The following is an 18,029-nucleotide window of genomic DNA, read 5'->3' on the forward strand; positions in this document are numbered from 1 at the left end:
CCGGGCAAAGCAGCTAGCGTCCGGGGCATGCGCAGATCCCTGGTGACCGTGTCGGTACTGCTCGCGCTGGCGGGCTCGTCGGTCGCGGCCCGGTCCGCCCCGGCGTCGACGCCGCCGGGGCGGCTGGCCGACACCGGCGGGGGCACCCAGCTGATCACGGCCGAGGCGCCGGACGCGCGCTCCACCACGGGCACCGTCACCTGGTGGAACCTGCGCCGGGGCGTCTGGGTGAAGGCCGGCTCGGCACCGGCCCGCTTCGGCGCGAAGGGCCTGGCCGAGGGCGCCTCGCGCAAGCAGGGCACGAACACCACCCCCACCGGCCTGTACGACCTGCCGTACGCCTTCGGGACCACGCCCGCACCGGCCGGCACCACCCATCCCTACCGGCGGATCAACGACCGGTCGTGGTGGTGCCAGGACAACGCGGCGCGGGACTACAACCGCTGGGTCGAGCCGCGCCCGGCGGACTGCCGGGCCGGCGAGGCGGAGCACCTGATCGCGTACCCGACGCAGTACGCCCGCGCGCTCGTCATCGGGTTCAACTACGAGCGGCCGGTGCGCGGGCGGGGCGCCGGGATCTTCCTGCACGTCGACGGGCGCGGCGCGACCGCCGGCTGCGTCTCCGTACCGGCGTCCGCGATGGACCGGATCCTCGACTGGGTGAACCCGGCCCGCCGTCCGCACATCGCGATCGGGACCCGGTCGGGCCCGACCGCGATCACGCGTTACTGACGGTCCGGGAGCCGGTCACGCGCCGCCGACCGTCCCGGAGCCCCGGCCGGCCGACGGCCCCGGCCGGCTCTCAGCGTTCGTTCTGGGCCAGCCGGAGCAGGTGGTCGGCGAGTGCCTGGCCGCCCGCCGGGTCGCGGCTGATCAGCATCAGGGTGTCGTCGCCGGCGATGGTGCCGAGGATGTCGTGCAGTTCGGCCTGGTCGATGGCCGAGGCGAGGAACTGGGCCGCGCCCGGCGGGGTGCGCAGCACCACGAGGTTGGCCGAGGCCTCCGCCGAGATGAGCAGTTCGGCGGAGAGGCGCCGCATCCGCTCCTCCTTGGCGGAGCCGCCCAGCGGGGCCTGCGGGGTGCGGAATCCGCCCTCGCTGGGAACCGCGTAGATCAGCTCGCCGCCGGTGTTGCGGATCTTCACCGCGCCCAGCTCGTCCAGGTCCCGGGAGAGCGTCGCCTGGGTGACGCTCAGCCCGTCGTCGGCGAGGAGCTTGGCCAGCTGGCTCTGCGAGCGCACCGGCTGCCGGTTCAGGATGTCCACGATCCGGCGGTGGCGCGCGGTGCGGGTCTGCGGCACGGCCGGCCCCCCGTGCTCGGTCTCCTGCGCCTCGGTCATCGTCGTCGCCTCATTCTCCGGATCGTCCGTCCCCTCTTGCCGCGTCGAGAACACCGGGCAGTGCCCGGAGGAACGCGTCCACCTCCGCGTCGTCGATGATCAGCGGCGGCATCAGCCGCAGGACATCGGGGGCGGGTGCGTTCACCAGGATTCCGGCTCCCTGAGCCGCCTGTTGCGCCTGGGGCGCAAGGGGCTCGGTGAGCACGATACCCAGCAGCAGCCCGGAGCCGCGGACATGGGAGACCAGCGGGTGGCCCAGGCCCTCCACGGCCTCGCGGATCCTCTCGCCGAGCCGCTTCACCCGGTCCAGGGCGCCGTCGGCCGCCAGGGTGTCCAGGACCGCGAGTCCGGCGGCGCAGGCGACCGGGTTGCCGCCGAACGTCGTGCCGTGCTGCCCCGGCCTCAGCAGTTCGGCCGCCGGGCCGAACGCGACGGTCGCGCCGATCGGCAGTCCGCCGCCGAGGCCCTTGGCGAGGGTGACCACGTCGGGCTCGACGCCCTGGTGGGCCTGGTGCTCGAACCAGTGGCCGCAGCGGCCGATGCCGGTCTGCACCTCGTCGAGCACGAGCAGGGTGCCGGTGGCCCGGGTGATCTCGCGGGCGGCCTCCAGGTATCCGGCGGGCGGCACGACCACCCCGTTCTCGCCCTGGATCGGCTCGATGATCACCAGTGCGGTGTCGGTGGTCACGGCCGCCCGGAGCGCCTCGGCGTCGCCGTACGGGACGTGCGTCACGTCGCCGGGCAGCGGGAGGAAGGGGTCGCGCTTGGCGGGCTGGCCGGTCAGCGCGAGGGCGCCCATGGTCCGGCCGTGGAAGCCGCCGTCGGTGGCGACCATGTGGGTGCGCCCGGTCAGCCGGCCGATCTTGAAGGCGGCCTCGTTGGCCTCGGCGCCCGAGTTGGCGAAGTAGACCCGGCCGGGGCGGCCGAAGAGCTGGAGCAGCCGTTCGGCGAGCGCGACGGGCGGCTCGGCGATGAAGAGGTTGGAGACGTGGCCCAGCGAGGCGATCTGGGCGGAGACCGCCTCGACGACGGCGGGGTGGGCGTGGCCCAGCGCGTTCACCGCGATGCCGCCGACGAAGTCGAGGTACTCGGTGCCGTCGGCGTCCCACACCCTGGCCCCCTCGCCGCGCATCAGGGACAGCTTGGGGGTGCCGTAGTTGTCCATCAGCGCGTCGTTCCAGCGCCGGACGAGCTCCTGGTTGCTCATGACTCCCCCTGCTCGGGCTGCGCGTCGGGCACGACCATCGTGCCGATTCCTTCGTCGGTGAAGATCTCCAGCAGGATCGAGTGCTGGACCCGGCCGTCGATGACGCGGGCGGTCTCGACGCCGTTGCGCACGGCGTGCAGGCAGCCCTGCATCTTGGGCACCATGCCGCTGGACAGCTCGGGCAGCAGCTTCTCCAGCTCGGTGGCGGTGAGGCGGCTGATCACGTCGTCGCTGTTGGGCCAGTCCTCGTAGAGGCCCTCGACGTCGGTGAGGACCATCAGCGTCTCGGCGTTCAGCGCGGCGGCGAGCGCGGCTGCCGCGGTGTCGGCGTTGACGTTGTAGACGTGGTCGTCGTCGGCGGAGCGCGCGATGGAGGAGACCACCGGGATCCGGCCGTCGTCCAGCAGCGCCTGGATCGCCCCGGTGTCGATGGCGGTGATCTCGCCGACCCGGCCGATGTCGACGAGTTCGCCGTCGATGGTCGGCCGGTGCTGGACGGCGGTGATCGTGCGGGCGTCCTCGCCGGTCATGCCGACGGCGAGCGGGCCGTGCTGGTTGAGCAGGCCGACGAGTTCGCGCTGGACCTGTCCGGCCAGCACCATCCGTACGACGTCCATCGCCTCGGGCGTGGTGACGCGCAGCCCCGCCTTGAACTCGCTGACCAGGCCCTGCTTGTCGAGCTGGGCGCTGATCTGCGGTCCGCCGCCGTGCACGACGACGGGCTTGAGGCCGGCCTGGCGCAGGAAGACGACGTCCTGGGCGAAGGCCGCCTTCAGCTCCTCGTCGACCATGGCGTTGCCGCCGAACTTGATGACGACGGTCTTGCCGTTGTGCCGGGTCAGCCAGGGCAGCGCCTCGATGAGGGTCTGGGCCTTCGGGAGTGCGGTGTGCTTCCGCGCCGTGCTCATGAGCTGTACGCGCTGTTCTCGTGGACGTAGTCCGCGGTGAGGTCGTTGGCCCAGATGACGGCGGATTCGGTGCCGGCGGCCAGGTCGGCGGTGATGGCGACCTCCCGGTAGCGCATGTCGACCAGGTCGCGGTCCTCGCCGACGCTGCCGTTCTTGCAGACCCAGACGCCGTTGATCGCGACGTTCAGCCGGTCGGGCTCGAAGGCGGCCTTCGTCGTGCCGATCGCGGAGAGCACCCGGCCCCAGTTGGGGTCCTCGCCGTGGATGGCGCACTTGAGGAGGTTGTTGCGGGCGATGGAGCGGCCCACCTCGACGGCGTCGTCCTCGCTCGCGGCGCCGACGACCTCGATCCGGATGTCCTTGGAGGCGCCCTCGGCGTCCCCGATCAGCTGCCGGGCGAGGTCCGCGCAGACGGTCCGCACGGCCTCGGCGAACTCGTCCTGTTCCGGGGTGATCCCGCTCGCCCCGGAGGCCAGCAGCAGCACGGTGTCGTTGGTCGACATGCAGCCGTCGGAGTCGACCCGGTCGAAGGTGGTGCGGGTGGCGGCGCGCAGCGCGGAGTCGAGTCCGGCGGCGTCGACATCGGCGTCGGTGGTGAGGACGACCAGCATGGTCGCGAGGCCGGGGGCGAGCATGCCCGCGCCCTTGGCCATTCCGCCGACGGTCCAGCCCTCGCCGCCCGCGACGGCGGTCTTGTGGACGGTGTCGGTGGTCTTGATCGCGATGGCGGCCTGCTCGCCGCCGTCCTCGCTGAGGGCGGCCGCGGCCTGCTCGATGCCGGGCAGCAGCTTGTCCATCGGGAGCAGGGTGCCGATCAGACCGGTCGAGGCGACCGCGATCTCGCCGGCGTTGTGGCCGGTGAGGACCTCGGCGGCCTTCTCGGCGGTGGCGTGGGTGTCCTGGAAGCCCTTCGGCCCGGTACAGGCGTTGGCGCCGCCGGAGTTGAGGACGACCGCGGTGACCTCGCCGCCCTTCAGCACCTGCTCCGACCACAGGACGGGGGCGGCCCTGACGCGGTTGGAGGTGAAGACGCCCGCGGCGGCGCGGCGCGGGCCGCGGTTGACGACGAGGGCCAGGTCCGGCTTGCCGTTCTCCTTGATTCCCGCGGCGATGCCCGCCGCGGAGAACCCCTGTGCTGCCGTGACGCTCACGGTGCGACTCCGATCGTGGAAAGACCTGTGTCCTCGGGAAGTCCGAGGGCGATGTTCATGCTCTGCAGGGCGCCGCCCGCGGTGCCCTTGGCCAGGTTGTCGATGGCGCTGATGACGATGATCCGGTCCGCCGCCTCGTCGTGGGCGACCTGGATCTGCACGGCGTTGGACCCCTGGACGGACGCCGTCGCGGGCCACTGCCCCTCGGGGAGCAGATCGACGAACGGCTCGTCGGCGAACGCCTTCTCGTACACGTCGCGGAGGGACTGGGCGCTCACCCCGGGCCTCGCCTTCGCGCTGCAGGTGGCAAGGATGCCGCGGGGCATCGGCGCCAGGGTCGGGGTGAAGGAGACCGTGACCCGTTCGCCGGCCGCCGCGCTGAGGTTCTGGATCATCTCGGGGGTGTGCCGGTGGCCGCCGCCGACGCCGTACGGGGACATGTTGCCCATCACCTCGGAGCCGAGCAGGTGCGGCTTGGCGGCCTTGCCGGCCCCGGAGGTGCCGGACGCCGCGACGATCACGGCCTCGGGCTCGGCCAGCCGGGCCGCGTACGCCGGGAAGAGCGCGAGCGACACCGCGGTCGGGTAGCAGCCGGGCACCGCGATCCGCTTGGAACCGGCCAGCGCCGCGCGCCGGCCCGGCAGCTCGGGCAGCCCGTAGGGCCAGGTGCCGGCGTGCGGCGAACCGTAGAACTTCTCCCAGTCCGCGGCGTCCTCCAGCCGGAAGTCGGCGCCCATGTCCACGACGAGCACCTCGTCCCCGAGCTGCTCGGCGACGGCGGCGGACTGCCCGTGCGGCAGGGCGAGGAAGACCACGTCGTGCCCGGCGAGCACCTCGGGGGTGGTCGGCCGGAGCACCCGGTCGGCGAGCGGCCTCAGGTGCGGCTGGAGCGCGCCGAGCTTCTGGCCCGCGTTGGAGTTGGCGGTGAGCTCACCGATCTCGACCCCGGGGTGGACCAGCAGGAGGCGGAGCAGCTCCCCGCCGGCGTATCCACTCGCCCCTGCCACCGCTGCACGTACCACCATCGAAAGCCTCCTCGTTGATGGCATGACTATACGCATCGCCGCACTTTTATGCAAAGAGTCGCGCATCCTGTGCACGCCCGCCCTGCGCCCGGCCGGACACCCGGCCAGGGGAGTCGACCAGTCCCCCGCTTTCACGGAAGCGCCGCACAATGTTGCAGCCCTCACTCCAAATGTAGTACTTCTTATACATGAGCGAGCAGGTGCACAACAGACTTGCCATGGTTCGTGCCGAGCGGAAGGTGTCACGTCAACACCTGGCCGAAGCCGTGGGAGCGCACTACCAGACCATCGGCTACATCGAGCGGGGGCAGTACAACCCGAGCCTCGACCTGGCACTGAAGATCGCGAAGTTCTTCGGGCTGCCGGTGGAGGCGCTGTTCTCACTCGAACCGTTCCGGCCGCTCACGGATGAGATCTACGGGAGGAAGACGTCATGACAACCGCACCGCTGACCCGCCACGACCGCAGGATGCTGCGGCTCATGAACGACCGCCGGGCCCAGCCGCTGTACGCCACGGCCGCCCGCCGGCGCCTGGTCGTCACCGCGCACGTGGTGCTGACCGCGGCCATCGGCGGGCTCATGACCCACCTCTACCTCGCGGAGGGGGAGCCGATCCGGGCCGTCGTCGTCATGGCGGTGCTGCTGCTGCCGTGGATGGTGGCGACAGGGGCGATCAACGCGGCCACCCGCGGTCTGCTCGAACTGCGCGAACGGGCGCTGGACGAGCGCCAGTCCGCCGAACGCGTCCGGGTGCAGGCCCGCGCCCACCGGGCGATGACCCTTCTCCTGCTCGCGGCCGCGGCCGGCCTGTTGACCGCGGGCGCGATCGAGGGCCACGCCCCCACGGCGTACGCGGCGCCGGTGCTCATCGCGGTCCTCGTGGTGCACTGGCTGATGCCGTTGTGGGTGGCCGGCCTGATGGCCCAGGACGAACCGGCCGAGGACGACGACCCCGTGGCCCTCTGACGGGTCCGCCGCAACCGGCCGACGACCGAGCCTCCGATGCCTGATGGCTCGGAAGCGTCGGGCGGTCCGGCCGGGGAGGAACTACCGTGGGGCCCATGATCGTATGGCTCAACGGCACCCACGGCGCGGGCAAGACGACGACCAGTGCACTCGTGCAGCAACTGATCCCGGACTCACGGGTGTTCGACGCCGAGAAGGTCGGCGAGACGCTCATGGACATCACGCCGGGACTTCCCTGGACGGGCAACTTCCAGCACTGGCCGCCGTGGCGGCCGCTCGTCGTCGAGACCGCCCGCCACGTGCTCGACTACACCGGCGGCACCCTGGTGATCCCCATGACCGTCCTGGTCGAGGAGTACTGGCGCGAGATCAGCGCGGGCCTCGCCCGGCACTCCGTCCCGGTGCGGCACTTCGTCCTCCATGCCGACCAGGAGACCCTCCGCGGGCGCATCGAGGGGGACACCGTCATGGGCCCCTCCGCCTTCCGGCTCGAACACCTCGATCCCTACGCCGAGGCGGCCCGCACCTGGCTGCACGAGGCGGCCGAGGTCGTCGACACCACGCACCTCACGCCCGAACAGGCCGCGCTGCGGATCGCCGAAGCGGTCAAGAGCTGAGCCGGGACGGGAGAACACGGACGTGAGCCTTCACTACGAAGTGGTCTTCACCTGCTTCCTCCGGGACGGGACGCCCGAACCCGTCCTGGACGCACTGCGGTGGCACATGGGCGCGAGCGAGGACCGCCCGCCGCACCTCGACGCGGACGAGCACCCGTACCAACTGCTCGAACCGGATCCGGACAGCCGGCTGCCGGGCGGGGAGTTCGCGTCCCTGCGGTACCAGTCCCTCGGGGGCCAGGACGCCTGGGGCCTGTTCACCCGGAACCTCTGGATGGACGACGACCTCGGCGAAATCACCACGGTCATGGACCTGTTGGCGCCCCACGTCGAAAACGCCGGATACGGCGGGTACCTGCGCGAGGAGTACGACACCGCGGTGTCGGTCCTCACCTTCGATGACGGGCCCCACGGCCCGGGGACGGGTTGACGGGGGGGCAGGCACCACCCGCGTACGCGCGGCGGGCTCCTCTTCGGGGACGGCGGTCCCCGGTTCATGCCAGGGTGACGCGCATGCCGCCCTGGGCGAGGATGTCGAGGAGGACGGCGAACAGGTCGCAGGGCCGGCCCTCCGGCGTCAGGGTCCGGGACAGGTGCGCGCGTGCGGTCGCGGCGTCCCGCCAGAGCAGGGTCGCGGGGGCGGTGTAGCCGAAGGTGCCGCCCAGGCAGTCGTCGAGGGCGGGCAGGCAGCCGCCGAAGTAGCCGCCCGGCCCGTTCACCGCCTCGCCGAGCGCCAGGTAGAAGCCCGGTTCGTCGGTGATGTGCCGGCCGTCGAGTTCGTAGGCGTGACCGGTCGGCCGGTCACCGGCGGGGCGGTGGGCGGCCCGTTCCCGGACGAGGTCGTGCCAGGCCCAGCGGCGCCGGGTGTCCAGACCCGCCCAGGCGCCCGGGGCCTCCGGCGGTCCGGCGAGCCACCGCTCCCAGACCGGCCGGACGGCTTCGGGGGCGGGCTCGAAGAAGTACCCGTCGAGTTCCAGGTCGATCAGATCGCCTCCGCGGGAGGACGGGCGCCAGTCCGTGATCCTGGCCCAGAGCAGTCGTTCGGTGAGCGGCCGGCCCCCGTCATCCCGTATCTCCAAGGCGGCCTGCTCCAGGTCCAGCGCCCGCCGGGTGCCCTTCGCCAGTACCGCCCGCAGCCGGTCGTCCGGGGCGAGCCCCCGCAGGACGAACGGGGGTGCGGACCGTTGGCGCGGCAGGACGCGGGTGAACTCCCGGCAGGAGCCCAGCCAGCGATGCCCGTCGTGCACCCGGACGCGGCCCCGGTGCCCTTCGGGCGGGCCCTCGTAGTCGTCCGCGCCGGTGAGCAGGAGACCGTCCGCCCCGGGGAGCGGCCCCGGGCTCTCCGCGTCCTCCAGCAGCCAGGGCCCGGTCGTCCCGTCGTCCGGCACCAGCCATGTCCGGTTGCCGACCCAGCCCCGCACCCCGGCACCTTCCGGGGCCCAGCCGAACAGCTCGTACGTGCCCCGCCTCGGCTCCCCGAAGAACCCGTCCACCGCGTCGCACACGCCCCAGGCCCGGCCGTGCTCCGTCTCCGTCAGCGTGTACCGCCCGTGTCCGCGGCGGCCCTCGTTCTCCTGCACGGCGGCCATCCTGCCCGAAGCACGCTCGCGCGGCGCACTCCTTTCCCGCGGGTGCCGGTGCTCAGCCCAGGGCCCGGTCGAGGTTGAAGGCCGCGCTGATCAGTGCGAGATGGGTGAACGCCTGCGGGAAGTTCCCCGTCTGTTCCCCGGTGCGGCCGATCTCCTCCGCGTACAGGCCGAGGTGGTTGGCGTACGTGAGCATCTTCTCGAACGCGAGCCGGGCCTCGTCGAGCCGGCCGGCCCGGGTCAGCGCCTCCACGTACCAGAACGAGCAGATCGAGAACGTGCCCTCGTCGCCGCTCAGGCCGTCCGGGCTGACCTGCGGGTCGTAGCGGTAGACCAGCGAGTCGGACACCAGGTCCTCCCCCAGCGCGTCCAGCGTGGCGAGCCACTTCGGGTCGGTGGGAGAGATGAACTTCGCCAGCGGCATCATCAGCAGGGAGGCGTCGAGGACATGACCCCCCTCGTACTGGACGAAGGCGTTCCGTTCGGTGGACCAGCCGCGGTCCATGATCCGGCGGTAGATCGCGTCCCGGGCCCGCCCCCACCGCACGATGTCGACGGGCAGGCCGCGGTGCTGGGCCAGCCGCATGGCGCGTTCGACGGCCACCCAGCACATCAGCCGCGAGTAGAGGTGGTTCTCGCCCGCGCCCCGGCTCTCCCAGATCCCCTGGTCGGGCTGGTCCCAGTGGTCGCACACCCAGTCGACCACCTCGCAGATGCTCTCCCAGTGCGCGCTGGAGATGGGCCGCCCCCACTTGTCGTAGAGGTAGAGGGCGTCGATCAGTGCTCCGTAGATGTCCAGCTGCAGCTGGCCGACGGCCCCGTTGCCGACGCGCACGGGGGCCGAGCCCCGGTAGCCCTCCAGATGGGTCAGCTCGCGTTCGGGCAGCTCACGGCGCCCGTCGATGCCGTACATGATCTGCAGCGGGCCGACGCCGCAGCTCGCACCCGCCGGCCCTTCGTCCGTCGGCACCTCCAGTTGGACGTGCTCGGAGAGGAAACCCATGAACGCCTCGGCCTCCTCGGTGAAGCCGAGCCTGAGCAGCGCGTACACGCAGAACGCGGCGTCGCGGATCCACACGTAGCGGTAGTCCCAGTTGCGTTCGCCGCCGATGCGTTCGGGCAGGCTGGTGGTCGGCGCGGCGATGATGGCGCCGGTCGGGGCGTAGGTGAGGAGCTTCAGGGTGAGGGCGGAGCGGTGCACCATCTCCCGCCAGCGGCCGCGGTAGCGCGACCGGGACAGCCACCGTCTCCAGTACCCGACGGTGGCGTTGAACTGCTGTTCCGCCTCGGACAGCGGGCAGAAGCGAGGAGCCACGTCGCCGCCGACCCGGTCCAGGGCGAAGACCGCGGACTCGCCCTCGTGCAGCTTGAACAACGACCACACGTCCGGTCCGGCGACCTCCAGGGGCGCGGTGGCCGTCAGGGCGAGGGTGAGCGCGGGCGTCTCGAAGACCGCCTGGCCGTGCCCGGCCCGTACGGTGTGCGGCCGGGCCCCGTACTCGAAGCGGGGTGCCACCCGGGCACGGAACGGCAGCGATCCGCGTACGCACACCACGCGGCGGATCAGCCGGTGCCGGCGGGCCTCGCGCGACTCGTCGACGACGGGCATGAAGTCCTGGATCTCGCCGACACCCTCCTCGGCGAAGAAGCGGGTGATCAGCACGTTGGTGTCGGGGAAGTAGAACTGCTTGGTGCGGGCGGGGACGTCGGCGGCCAGTTCGAAGGACCCGCCCCGGTCGGCGTCCAGGATCGAGGCGAAGACGCTGGGCGCGTCGAAGCGCGGACAGCAGTACCAGTCGATGGTGCCCCGGCTGTCCACCAGCGCCGCGCTGCGCAGGTCGCCGATCAGACCGTGCTCGGCCACGGGCGGGTAGCGGATGTCCTCGCCACCCGGAAAACCGCCGGGGACCTGCCGTTCCCCGGCCACCGCAGCGGGCTCCACCGTCACGTCGGGCCTCCTCGGGCAGCCCCTCTACCAGGCTAGATCCTCCACCCGGATCGAGCCGGACGGAGAACCCCGGGCGGCGTTCCGGCCGGACGCCCGGCGAGACGGAAAGGGAGGGCGGGAGGGGGAACGGGAGGAGGCGGTGCGGCGGCGGTACGGTACGGGCGGCCGGGCCCTGCACCGCAAGGGGCTCCCGATTGTCGACACCGGGCCCGTCGATGTCAGGATGGTCCCCATGACGAGCAAGGTTTACTTCGACATCACCATCGACGAGAAGCCCGCCGGGCGGATCACCTTCAAGCTGTTCGACGACGTCGTCCCGAAGACGGCGGAGAACTTCCGGAAGCTGGCCACCGGCGAGGAGGGCTTCGGCTACAAGGGATCGTCCTTCCACCGCATCATCCCGGACTTCATGCTGCAGGGCGGCGACTTCACCCGCGGCGACGGCACGGGCGGCAAGAGCATCTACGGCGCCAAGTTCGCCGACGAGAACTTCAAGCTCACGCACTCCAAGCCGGGTCTGCTGTCCATGGCCAACGCCGGCCCGGACTCCAACGGTTCGCAGTTCTTCATCACGACGATCGTGACGTCGTGGCTGGACGGCAAGCACGTGGTGTTCGGCGAGGTCGACAACCAGGAGAGCATGGACCTGGTCAAGAAGATCGAGGCCCTCGGTTCGCAGAGCGGCCGCCCCAAGGCGAAGATCACCATCGCGGACAGCGGCGTCCTCTGATCCGCACACCGAACCGCTGAAACGCAGCGCGCCCCCGACGGTCTCCGTCGGGGGCTTGCTGTTTTCCCGGGAGAGCCCGGCGAAGGAATCCATCGAGGGACTGTCAACTGAAGGTTGACACCCAAGCACTGTCAACCTACGGTTGACGCATGGAGAATCCCGTACGCATGAGCAACCCCGTACGCCTCGACGACCTGATCGAGGCCATCAAGAAGGTGCACACCGACGCCCTCGACCAGCTCGCCGACGCCGTCATCGCCGCGGACCACCTCGGCGACGTGGCCGACCACCTGATCGGGCACTTCGTGGACCAGGCCCGGCGCTCCGGCGCCTCCTGGACCGAGATCGGCAAGAGCATGGGGGTGACCAGGCAGGCGGCCCAGAAGCGGTTCGTCGCCAAGGACCCGGGCGAGGTCTCGGCCCTCGACCCCAGCCAGGGCTTCAGCCGCTTCACCCCGCGGGCCCGCAACGTGGTGATGGCCGCGCAGAACGAGGCCCGCGCAGCACGCCACGACGAGATCCGCACCGAGCACCTCGTCCTGGGGCTGCTCAGCGAGCTGGAGGGGCTGGCCGGCGTGTTCATCAAGGCCCAGGGCGTCACGGCCGAGGACATCCGCCGGGCCGCGACCGAGGCGCTGCCCGGCCCGGCCGAGGAGGTCCCCGACCTCATCCCGTACGACGCCGGGGCCCGCAAGGCGCTGGAGCTGACGTTCCGGGAGGCCCTGCGGATGGGCCACAACTTCATCGGGACCGAGCACATCCTGCTGGCCCTGCTGGAGCAGGAGGCCGGCGAGGGCGTCCTGACCGGTCTCGGTATCGACAAGGCGACCGCCGAGACGGCCATCACCGAGGCCCTCGCCGTCGTCTCCGTCTCCCCCAAGGAGGAGTGAGTCCGCGCAAGTGAGGAGCGGGCCCGCAGGCCCCGGTCGGTGGCCGCGTGCGATCCCGCGCCCCGGGCGTGCCGGTGACCCGGCGCGTCCGGGGCCTCTCGCCCCGATCATGCCGGGCTCGCGCGCCCCTTGCCCGTCACGGCGATTTCCGGCCAGTACGCGGCGACCGACGCGTCGAGATCCAGCAGGCCCCGGTCGGCGAGGACGGGGGCGCACGGCGCGGCCGGGCCCTTGGTCGTGGACCGGACGTTGACCAGCGTCTCCCGTTCCCGGGGGCGGGTACGGGCACCGTCGGGCCGGCCGCCCCGGAGGTCGGCCACGGGCTCCCCGGCGATCAGTACGGTGAGGGCCGCGCCCAGCTCCCCGCGCTCCCGGAAATTTTCCTCGAACGCGGCGCGCACCGCGGAAAAACGGTCGTCGCACCGGCCGTAAATCCGTGGCACGGCGGCCCCTCCCGCCCGGACGGCACCCCTCGGATGCGTCGAACACACGCCGGACGCCACCCTTCGGAGGCGCCGACCACGCAACGTACCGCCCGGCCGGAACGGCGGAGAACCCTTGCCCGGCGGGGCCGGACGGTCAGCGGGTTCCCGCTTCGAGCCGTAGGCTCCAGCGGCCCGGCACACCGGTGAGCGTGACCGTGGAGAGCGGTCCGACGTCCACGCTCCAGTACGTCGCGGGCGGGGCCTTGAGCGCGTAGACGAGCGCGGCCCGGACCACCGCGGGTTCGGCGACGGCGACGATGGCGCCGTCGCACGCGGGCCGGGTGTCCAGCCAGCCCCCTATCCGCGAGATGAACGCGAGCAGCGGTTCCCCGCCATGCGGGGCGGAGCGCGGGTCGGCGAGCCAGGCGTCGACCGCCGCCGGTTCGCACGCCGTGATGTCGGCGAGGGTGTACCCGCGCCAGCGGCCCATGTCGCAGTCGCGCAGGGCCGGCTGGACGAGCGGGGCGAAGCCGAGCGCCTCCCCGGTGGCCCGGCTGCGCGGGGTGGGCGAGCAGTAGCGCAACTCGGCGGCGCCCAGGGGCATCAGGGCGTGCGCGGCGAGTTGGACCTCGTGCCAGCCGGCCTGGTCGAGCGGCCGGTCGTCGTCGAAACGTTCGGCGAGCAGCGCGGAGCCACGCGCCGCCACCACGAGCGAGACTCGAGAAGTCATGGCCGTGATCGTGGGGCCGAACGTCCTTTCGGTCAAGAGGGTCTACGCGGGTCAACCTGCGCCCGGCCGCCGCTCCACCCCGGCCCCCACACCCTTCCCGATGGCTTGAAGTCGACTGATCCACAGGCGAGTTGGGCCCAACGGGGCGGGCCGGGACTCCGGAACAACCGGTTCCTTCCCCCGGTGGTTCCCCGCCCGCCCCGCGTCCGGCCGGTACCGGGGCCACCGCCTCCACCGGGCGAAGTGCCCCTTCGGACATAGACTTGTCGACATGGACCGCCACCCGTGAGGAGGTCAGTCACGATGGAGGCACATGCGGGCGACCGGCTGCTGACACACGGCAGGACCGTGGGGCAGCACGACAGGGTCGCAGAGATCATCGAAGTGCTCGGGGCCGGGGGCACTCCCCCGTACCGCGTCCGCTTCGAGGACGGACACGAGCACCTGATTTCACCCGGCCCCGACAGCGTCGTACAGCACGCCGACCCCCGGAAGCAGGCCCGTAGGGCTCCGTAGCGGCCTCCGGCGGCCCGGCGCTGTTCTTCTTCACCCCGGGGTGCCGTGGCCGGGCGGCCGGGAAACCGGCCGGCCCGGCCACGGCACCCGTCACGCCCACCCCGCCGGCACCAGGGCGGGGCGGGCGCTTCCGTCCGGGCCGGGGCGGCGGGGCTCAGCGGGGCGGGCGCACCCGGTTGCGGTAGTGGTCGGCCACCACCCGGTCCATGGCCCCGATCGGGTCGTTCACCACGCTCTTCCCCGAGAAGTAGACGTGGCCGCGCGCCTGGTCGCAGCCGGCGGCGAAGGTGAGGTGGCGGGAGAGTTCGGCCGGGTCCTGCCAGGCGGCGGGCTGGGCGGGGTCGCCCGCCTTGTAGAGCGCCTCCCCCACGAACAGGTCGACCCCGGTGCCCCGGACCGTCTCGGCCCACCAGGGCAGCAGCTTGGCGTAGTCGGCGGCGGCGAAGCCGATGTTCCAGTAGATCTGCGGGCAGATGTAGTCGATCCAGCCCTTCCTGACCCAGCCGCGGGTGTCGGCGTACAGGTCGTCGTAGGTCTGCACCCCGGCCGTCGTGTCGGAGCCGAGCGGGTCGGTGGCGGCGTTGCGCCACACACCGAACGGGCTGACCCCGAACTGGACGTGCTTCTTGATCCGCTTGATCCGCTCGGCGGTCTCCCGCACCAGCCGGTCGGTGTTGTCCCGCCGCCAGGCGGCCTTGTCCGGGAAGCCCGCACCGTACTTCTCGTACGTGGCGTCGTCGTCGAAGACCTGCCCGGCCACCGGGTACGGGTAGAAGTAGTCGTCCCAGTGCACCGCGTCGATGTCGTAGCGGCGGACCGCGTCGAGCATCGCGTCCTGGACGAAGCGGCGGACCTCGGGGATGCCGGGGTTGTAGTAGAGCTTCCCGCCGTACGGCAGCACCCAGTCGGGGTGCACCCTGGCCGGGTGTCCGGGCACCAGCCGGGACGGGTCGGTGTGGTTGGCGACCCGGTACGGGTTGAACCAGGCGTGCAGCTCCAGGCCGCGGCGGTGCGCCTCGCGGACGGCGGTGCCCAGCGGGTCCCAGCCGGGGTCCTTGCCCTGGACGCCGGTGAGGTACTGGGCCCACGGCTCGTAGGGCGAGGGCCACAGCGCGTCGGCGGTCGGCCGCACCTGGAGGATCACGGTGTTCAGCCGCCGGTCGACGGCCTCGTCGAGGTAGGCGATCAGCTCGGCCCGCTGCGCGGCCGCCGTCAGGCCCGGTGCCGAGGGCCAGTCGAGATTGGCGACGGTGGCGACCCACATGCCGCGCAGCTCGCGCCGGGCGACCCGGCCCCGTCCGGTGTGCTCCGTGACGCCGGGGCCGCCGGCCGGGGCGACGAGGGAGTCACCGGCCCCCCGGGACGGGCCCGCGAAGGCGTCGCCCGCCGCGGCGACCCCGCTCACCGCACCCGCGACCACCCCGGCCGCACCCGCCACGAAGCCTCTTCTGGCCATCTGCCGCATTTGTTGCACCTGCCGTCTCTTTGGCATCGTCGTCATCGTCCGTCGCCCCCGTATTCGGGCGTAACGCAGAGCATGCCCGCCCCGGCCCGCGATGACCCCCAGGACGCGGAGTAACGTCGGGGGGTCGGGGCGGGCACCGGAATCAGACGGGAACCTGCGACACGGAGAACAGCGAAAGGCACGAGGTGACGGACTCTATGGCCGACATTGCACGCGTCGGAGTGGTGGGCTGTGGCCAGATGGGCGCGGGCATCGCGGAAGTGTGCGCCCGCAGCGGGCTCGAGGTCCTGGTGGCCGAGACCACCGGTGAGGCGCTGGAGATCGGCCGCACCCGGTTGCACAACTCCCTCTCGAAGGCCGCCGAACGCGGCAAGATCACTCCGGAGGAGCGCGACGGGACACTCGCCCGTCTGAGCTTCACCACCGACCTCGGGGAGTTCGCCGACCGCGATCTCGTCATCGAGGCCGTCGTGGAGAACGAGCAGGTCAAGACCGAGATCTTCCAGGTACTCGACCAGGTGGTGACCCGGCAGGACGCGATCCTCGCCTCGAACACCTCCTCCATCCCGCTGGTGAAGCTGGCCGTGGCGACCTCCCGCCCGGACCAGGTCATCGGCATCCACTTCTTCAACCCGGCGCCGGTGCAGAGGCTCATCGAGCTGATCCCCGCGCTGACCACGTCCGACGAGACGGTCAAGCGCTCCGAGGCGCTGGTGCAGGAGGTCCTCGGCAAGCACCCGATCCGCGCCCAGGACCGCTCCGGCTTCGTGGTCAACGCGCTGCTGATCCCGTACCTGCTCTCCGCGATCCGGATGTTCGAGTCGGGGATCGCCAGCCGTGAGGACATCGACAACGGCATGGAGCTCGGCTGCGCCCACCCGATGGGCCCGCTCAAGCTCTCCGACCTGATCGGTCTCGACACGGTGGCCTCGGTCGCCGACTCGATGTACGCGGAGTTCAAGGAGCCGCTGTACGCCGCTCCGCCGCTGCTCCAGCGGATGGTCGACGCGGGCCGGCTCGGCCGCAAGACGGGTTCGGGCTTCTACCCGTACTCCTGATCCTCACCGCTGTGCCCGACGGGGCCGGCCGGGGCGATCCCCCGGCCAGCCCCGTCCGCTTCCCCGGTCCCGTCCCGCGGCCGTCGGGCGGGCAGGGGCTGCGGCAGGGCTCACAGCGGTACGCACAGGGCCCCGTCGATCAATTCGGCCGCCCGGCCCGCCTCGGCGCTGCCGCTCGCGGCCAGGCCCTCGCGCACGGTGCGCAGCCGGTCGCGCAGCCGCCGCGACTCCATGCCCCCGACCAGCCCGGCCATCTCCACCGCGGTGGCCGCCGCCCGGTCCGCCTCGCCCCGGCGCAGCTCGACCTGGGCCAGCACCGCCAGCCGGTGCACCCGGCCCCGGTCGTGCGCCGGGTGCCGTACGGCCGCCGCCGCGTGCTTCCCGGCTCCCGCCAGGTCGCCGAGGACGAGCAGCGCCTCGGCGACCTGCACGTCGACCAGGCCCGGCTGGACGTATCCCGCCTCGTCCGGCTCCCGCCCCGGCCGTATGCGCGCGGCCTGCGCCTCCGCGCGCCGGATGCACTCCCCGGCGCCGCCCGCGTCGCCGAGGCGGGCGTACGCCTTGGCCTGCATCGCGTAGAGGTCGGCGGTGAGCGCGGGGCCGAGCCGTTCCCCGGCGGCCCGCAGCGCCGTCTGCGCGAAGGCGACGGACTGCCGGTACTCGGCGAGGAACAGCGACTGGTTGACCAGCAGGGCGATCACATAGCCGCCGAACCCCCGGTCCCCGCTCGCCTTGGCCAGTCGCAGCGCCTGGTGGAAGTGGCGCTGGGCCGGACCGTGCAGGTCGCAGTCGTACGCGCAGATCCCCGCCACCGCGGCCAGCCCGCCCACCGCCCGGTGCAGCCGACGGCCGGTGGCGTCGTCGTACCCGCCGCGCAGCAGGGGGGCGGCCACGGAGCTCAGGAAGCCGGCGACCCGGGGCCTGGCCACTATCCCGCCGGTCCTGCGGTACATCAGTTCGTAGTGGGTGCGGGCCGCGCGCAGGGTCACCAGGTCGGCCGGGCCGACGCGGACCGGGCCGACGCGGGAGACGTCGGCGTCCTCGGGCGGGTTCTCCCACTCCCAGACGGGCATCACCGCCGCCGTTCCCGCGACGGCGGACGGGGCGGGCGGGTGCGGGCGCCCCTGTTCGTCCGAGCGCCACAGCGCGGTGGTCCGTTCGACGAATCCGGTGAACGTGCAGCCGGGCGCGGGCGAGCCGGTGCCCGGCTCCGCCATGCCGATGTCGTCCAGCGAGAGGGGCCGGCCCAGCCGGCTCCCGAGCACCTCGCAGATCAGGTCCGGCACCCGGCCGCGCGGCCGCTGCCCCTTCAACCAGCGGGCCACCGCGGTGTGTTCGTACCGCAGCGGGAGCCCGCGGGAGTCGCCGGCCCGGTTGACGTGTGCGGCGAGACCCGCCCGGGAGACGCCCGCTTCCTCGATCAGGGCCGCCAGCAGAATGTTGGGCTCCGTCGCCGCCATGTGCCCC

19 protein-coding genes and 1 pseudogene are annotated in these 18,029 nt (G+C 72.4%); 9 read left to right on the plus strand and 11 right to left on the minus strand.

Annotated elements, in window-relative coordinates:
* Window positions 1–27: 27 nt before the first annotated feature.
* A complete protein-coding gene (locus OCT49_RS05220) occupies window positions 28–732 on the plus strand; it encodes a L,D-transpeptidase family protein (protein WP_283850720.1) in 705 nt (234 codons plus the stop codon).
* 70 nt (window positions 733–802) lie between these two features.
* Here OCT49_RS05220 and OCT49_RS05225 read toward each other — a convergent pair whose 3' ends face one another.
* The 5 genes from OCT49_RS05225 to argC are packed head-to-tail and all read right to left on the minus strand — an operon-like array spanning window position 803 to window position 5,630.
* Window positions 803–1,339 (minus strand): arginine repressor, encoded by a 537-nt coding sequence (locus OCT49_RS05225; protein WP_148833497.1) that lies wholly within the window; start codon window positions 1,337–1,339, stop codon window positions 803–805.
* 10 nt (window positions 1,340–1,349) lie between these two features.
* Window positions 1,350–2,546 (minus strand): acetylornithine transaminase, encoded by a 1,197-nt coding sequence (locus OCT49_RS05230; protein WP_283850721.1) that lies wholly within the window; start codon window positions 2,544–2,546, stop codon window positions 1,350–1,352.
* Complete coding sequence (argB, locus tag OCT49_RS05235) at window positions 2,543–3,454, minus strand: acetylglutamate kinase (protein ID WP_283850722.1); 912 nt, start codon at window positions 3,452–3,454, stop codon at window positions 2,543–2,545. The genes OCT49_RS05230 and argB overlap by 4 nt, the downstream gene beginning before the upstream one ends.
* Window positions 3,451–4,605, minus strand: coding sequence for a bifunctional glutamate N-acetyltransferase/amino-acid acetyltransferase ArgJ (gene argJ, locus OCT49_RS05240; protein WP_283850723.1), 1,155 nt, complete (start codon window positions 4,603–4,605; stop codon window positions 3,451–3,453). Before argJ ends, argB begins: the two co-directional genes overlap by 4 nt.
* A complete protein-coding gene (argC, locus tag OCT49_RS05245; protein ID WP_283850724.1) occupies window positions 4,602–5,630 on the minus strand; it encodes an N-acetyl-gamma-glutamyl-phosphate reductase in 1,029 nt (342 codons plus the stop codon). The genes argJ and argC overlap by 4 nt, the downstream gene beginning before the upstream one ends.
* A gap of 188 nt (window positions 5,631–5,818) precedes the next feature.
* Here argC and OCT49_RS05250 point away from each other — a divergent pair, with 188 nt between their 5' ends.
* The 4 genes from OCT49_RS05250 to OCT49_RS05265 all read left to right on the plus strand — a co-directional run bounded on the left by OCT49_RS05250 (window position 5,819) and on the right by OCT49_RS05265 (window position 7,644).
* Window positions 5,819–6,067 carry a helix-turn-helix transcriptional regulator gene (locus OCT49_RS05250; RefSeq protein WP_283850725.1) on the plus strand — a complete coding sequence of 83 codons (249 nt, stop codon included), beginning with the start codon at window positions 5,819–5,821 and terminating at the stop codon, window positions 6,065–6,067.
* Entirely contained in the window at window positions 6,064–6,597 is a 534-nt protein-coding gene (locus tag OCT49_RS05255) for a hypothetical protein (protein ID WP_283850726.1), read from the plus strand. Before OCT49_RS05250 ends, OCT49_RS05255 begins: the two co-directional genes overlap by 4 nt.
* Before the next feature lie 95 nt (window positions 6,598–6,692).
* Window positions 6,693–7,214, plus strand: coding sequence for an AAA family ATPase (locus OCT49_RS05260; protein ID WP_283850727.1), 522 nt, complete (start codon window positions 6,693–6,695; stop codon window positions 7,212–7,214).
* A 22-nt stretch (window positions 7,215–7,236) separates the two neighbouring features.
* The gene (locus tag OCT49_RS05265) at window positions 7,237–7,644 is read left to right on the plus strand and encodes a hypothetical protein (protein ID WP_283850728.1); all 408 of its coding nucleotides are present in this window, start codon (window positions 7,237–7,239) and stop codon (window positions 7,642–7,644) included.
* Window positions 7,645–7,708: 64 nt separating this feature from the next.
* Here the strand turns inward: OCT49_RS05265 and OCT49_RS05270 are convergent, their stop codons facing one another.
* Both OCT49_RS05270 and OCT49_RS05275 read right to left on the minus strand, forming a co-directional pair.
* Window positions 7,709–8,794, minus strand: a complete 1,086-nt coding sequence (locus OCT49_RS05270) for a barstar family protein (protein ID WP_283850729.1) — start codon at window positions 8,792–8,794, stop codon at window positions 7,709–7,711.
* A 61-nt stretch (window positions 8,795–8,855) separates the two neighbouring features.
* Window positions 8,856–10,727, minus strand: a complete 1,872-nt coding sequence (locus OCT49_RS05275; RefSeq protein WP_283855671.1) for a glycoside hydrolase family 15 protein — start codon at window positions 10,725–10,727, stop codon at window positions 8,856–8,858.
* Between the two features lie 253 nt (window positions 10,728–10,980).
* Between OCT49_RS05275 and OCT49_RS05280 the strand changes: the two genes are divergently transcribed.
* Together OCT49_RS05280 and OCT49_RS05285 are read left to right on the plus strand one after the other, a co-directional pair.
* A complete protein-coding gene (locus tag OCT49_RS05280) occupies window positions 10,981–11,478 on the plus strand; it encodes a peptidylprolyl isomerase (protein WP_283850730.1) in 498 nt (165 codons plus the stop codon).
* 149 nt (window positions 11,479–11,627) lie between these two features.
* Window positions 11,628–12,368 (plus strand): Clp protease N-terminal domain-containing protein, encoded by a 741-nt coding sequence (locus OCT49_RS05285; protein WP_283850731.1) that lies wholly within the window; start codon window positions 11,628–11,630, stop codon window positions 12,366–12,368.
* 128 nt (window positions 12,369–12,496) lie between these two features.
* On the opposite strand, the pseudogene OCT49_RS05290 reads toward OCT49_RS05285, so the two are convergent.
* Both OCT49_RS05290 and OCT49_RS05295 read right to left on the minus strand, forming a co-directional pair.
* Window positions 12,497–12,811: pseudogene (locus OCT49_RS05290) on the minus strand (serine hydrolase); the annotation flags it as partial.
* 136 nt (window positions 12,812–12,947) lie between these two features.
* Window positions 12,948–13,523, minus strand: coding sequence for a histidine phosphatase family protein (locus tag OCT49_RS05295; RefSeq protein ID WP_283850732.1), 576 nt, complete (start codon window positions 13,521–13,523; stop codon window positions 12,948–12,950).
* A 303-nt stretch (window positions 13,524–13,826) separates the two neighbouring features.
* Here OCT49_RS05295 and OCT49_RS05300 point away from each other — a divergent pair, with 303 nt between their 5' ends.
* Window positions 13,827–14,039, plus strand: a complete 213-nt coding sequence (locus OCT49_RS05300) for a DUF1918 domain-containing protein (protein ID WP_283850733.1) — start codon at window positions 13,827–13,829, stop codon at window positions 14,037–14,039.
* 154 nt (window positions 14,040–14,193) lie between these two features.
* On the opposite strand, the gene OCT49_RS05305 is transcribed toward OCT49_RS05300, so the two are convergent.
* A complete protein-coding gene (locus OCT49_RS05305) occupies window positions 14,194–15,504 on the minus strand; it encodes a glycoside hydrolase family 10-like protein (RefSeq protein WP_283850734.1) in 1,311 nt (436 codons plus the stop codon).
* A gap of 197 nt (window positions 15,505–15,701) precedes the next feature.
* Between OCT49_RS05305 and OCT49_RS05310 the strand changes: the two genes are divergently transcribed.
* On the plus strand, window positions 15,702–16,562 hold the full coding sequence (locus tag OCT49_RS05310; protein WP_283850735.1) for a 3-hydroxybutyryl-CoA dehydrogenase: 861 nt from the start codon (window positions 15,702–15,704) through the stop codon (window positions 16,560–16,562).
* 110 nt (window positions 16,563–16,672) lie between these two features.
* Here the strand turns inward: OCT49_RS05310 and OCT49_RS05315 are convergent, their stop codons facing one another.
* Window positions 16,673–18,022 (minus strand): NsdA family TPR-like regulatory protein, encoded by a 1,350-nt coding sequence (locus OCT49_RS05315; protein WP_283850736.1) that lies wholly within the window; start codon window positions 18,020–18,022, stop codon window positions 16,673–16,675.
* Between the last annotated feature and the right edge of the window lie 7 nt (window positions 18,023–18,029).

The organism is Streptomyces sp. ML-6 (assembly GCF_030116705.1).
In the GTDB taxonomy this organism is placed as follows: Bacteria; Actinomycetota; Actinomycetes; order Streptomycetales; family Streptomycetaceae; genus Streptomyces.

Excerpts from the sequence above, each read along its gene's own strand:
- OCT49_RS05220 (WP_283850720.1), top strand. The coding sequence starts at position 28 with ATGCGCAGATCCCTGGTGACCGTGTCGGTACTGCTCGCGCTGGCGGGC.
- OCT49_RS05225 (WP_148833497.1), bottom strand. The coding sequence starts at position 1,339 with ATGACCGAGGCGCAGGAGACCGAGCACGGGGGGCCGGCCGTGCCGCAG.
- OCT49_RS05230 (WP_283850721.1), bottom strand. The coding sequence starts at position 2,546 with ATGAGCAACCAGGAGCTCGTCCGGCGCTGGAACGACGCGCTGATGGAC.
- argB (WP_283850722.1), bottom strand. The coding sequence starts at position 3,454 with ATGAGCACGGCGCGGAAGCACACCGCACTCCCGAAGGCCCAGACCCTC.
- argC (WP_283850724.1), bottom strand. The coding sequence starts at position 5,630 with ATGGTGGTACGTGCAGCGGTGGCAGGGGCGAGTGGATACGCCGGCGGG.
- OCT49_RS05250 (WP_283850725.1), top strand. The coding sequence starts at position 5,819 with ATGAGCGAGCAGGTGCACAACAGACTTGCCATGGTTCGTGCCGAGCGG.
- OCT49_RS05255 (WP_283850726.1), top strand. The coding sequence starts at position 6,064 with ATGACAACCGCACCGCTGACCCGCCACGACCGCAGGATGCTGCGGCTC.
- OCT49_RS05260 (WP_283850727.1), top strand. The coding sequence starts at position 6,693 with ATGATCGTATGGCTCAACGGCACCCACGGCGCGGGCAAGACGACGACC.
- OCT49_RS05280 (WP_283850730.1), top strand. The coding sequence starts at position 10,981 with ATGACGAGCAAGGTTTACTTCGACATCACCATCGACGAGAAGCCCGCC.
- OCT49_RS05285 (WP_283850731.1), top strand. The coding sequence starts at position 11,628 with ATGGAGAATCCCGTACGCATGAGCAACCCCGTACGCCTCGACGACCTG.
- OCT49_RS05295 (WP_283850732.1), bottom strand. The coding sequence starts at position 13,523 with ATGACTTCTCGAGTCTCGCTCGTGGTGGCGGCGCGTGGCTCCGCGCTG.
- OCT49_RS05300 (WP_283850733.1), top strand. The coding sequence starts at position 13,827 with ATGGAGGCACATGCGGGCGACCGGCTGCTGACACACGGCAGGACCGTG.
- OCT49_RS05305 (WP_283850734.1), bottom strand. The coding sequence starts at position 15,504 with ATGCGGCAGATGGCCAGAAGAGGCTTCGTGGCGGGTGCGGCCGGGGTG.
- OCT49_RS05310 (WP_283850735.1), top strand. The coding sequence starts at position 15,702 with ATGGCCGACATTGCACGCGTCGGAGTGGTGGGCTGTGGCCAGATGGGC.
- OCT49_RS05315 (WP_283850736.1), bottom strand. The coding sequence starts at position 18,022 with ATGGCGGCGACGGAGCCCAACATTCTGCTGGCGGCCCTGATCGAGGAA.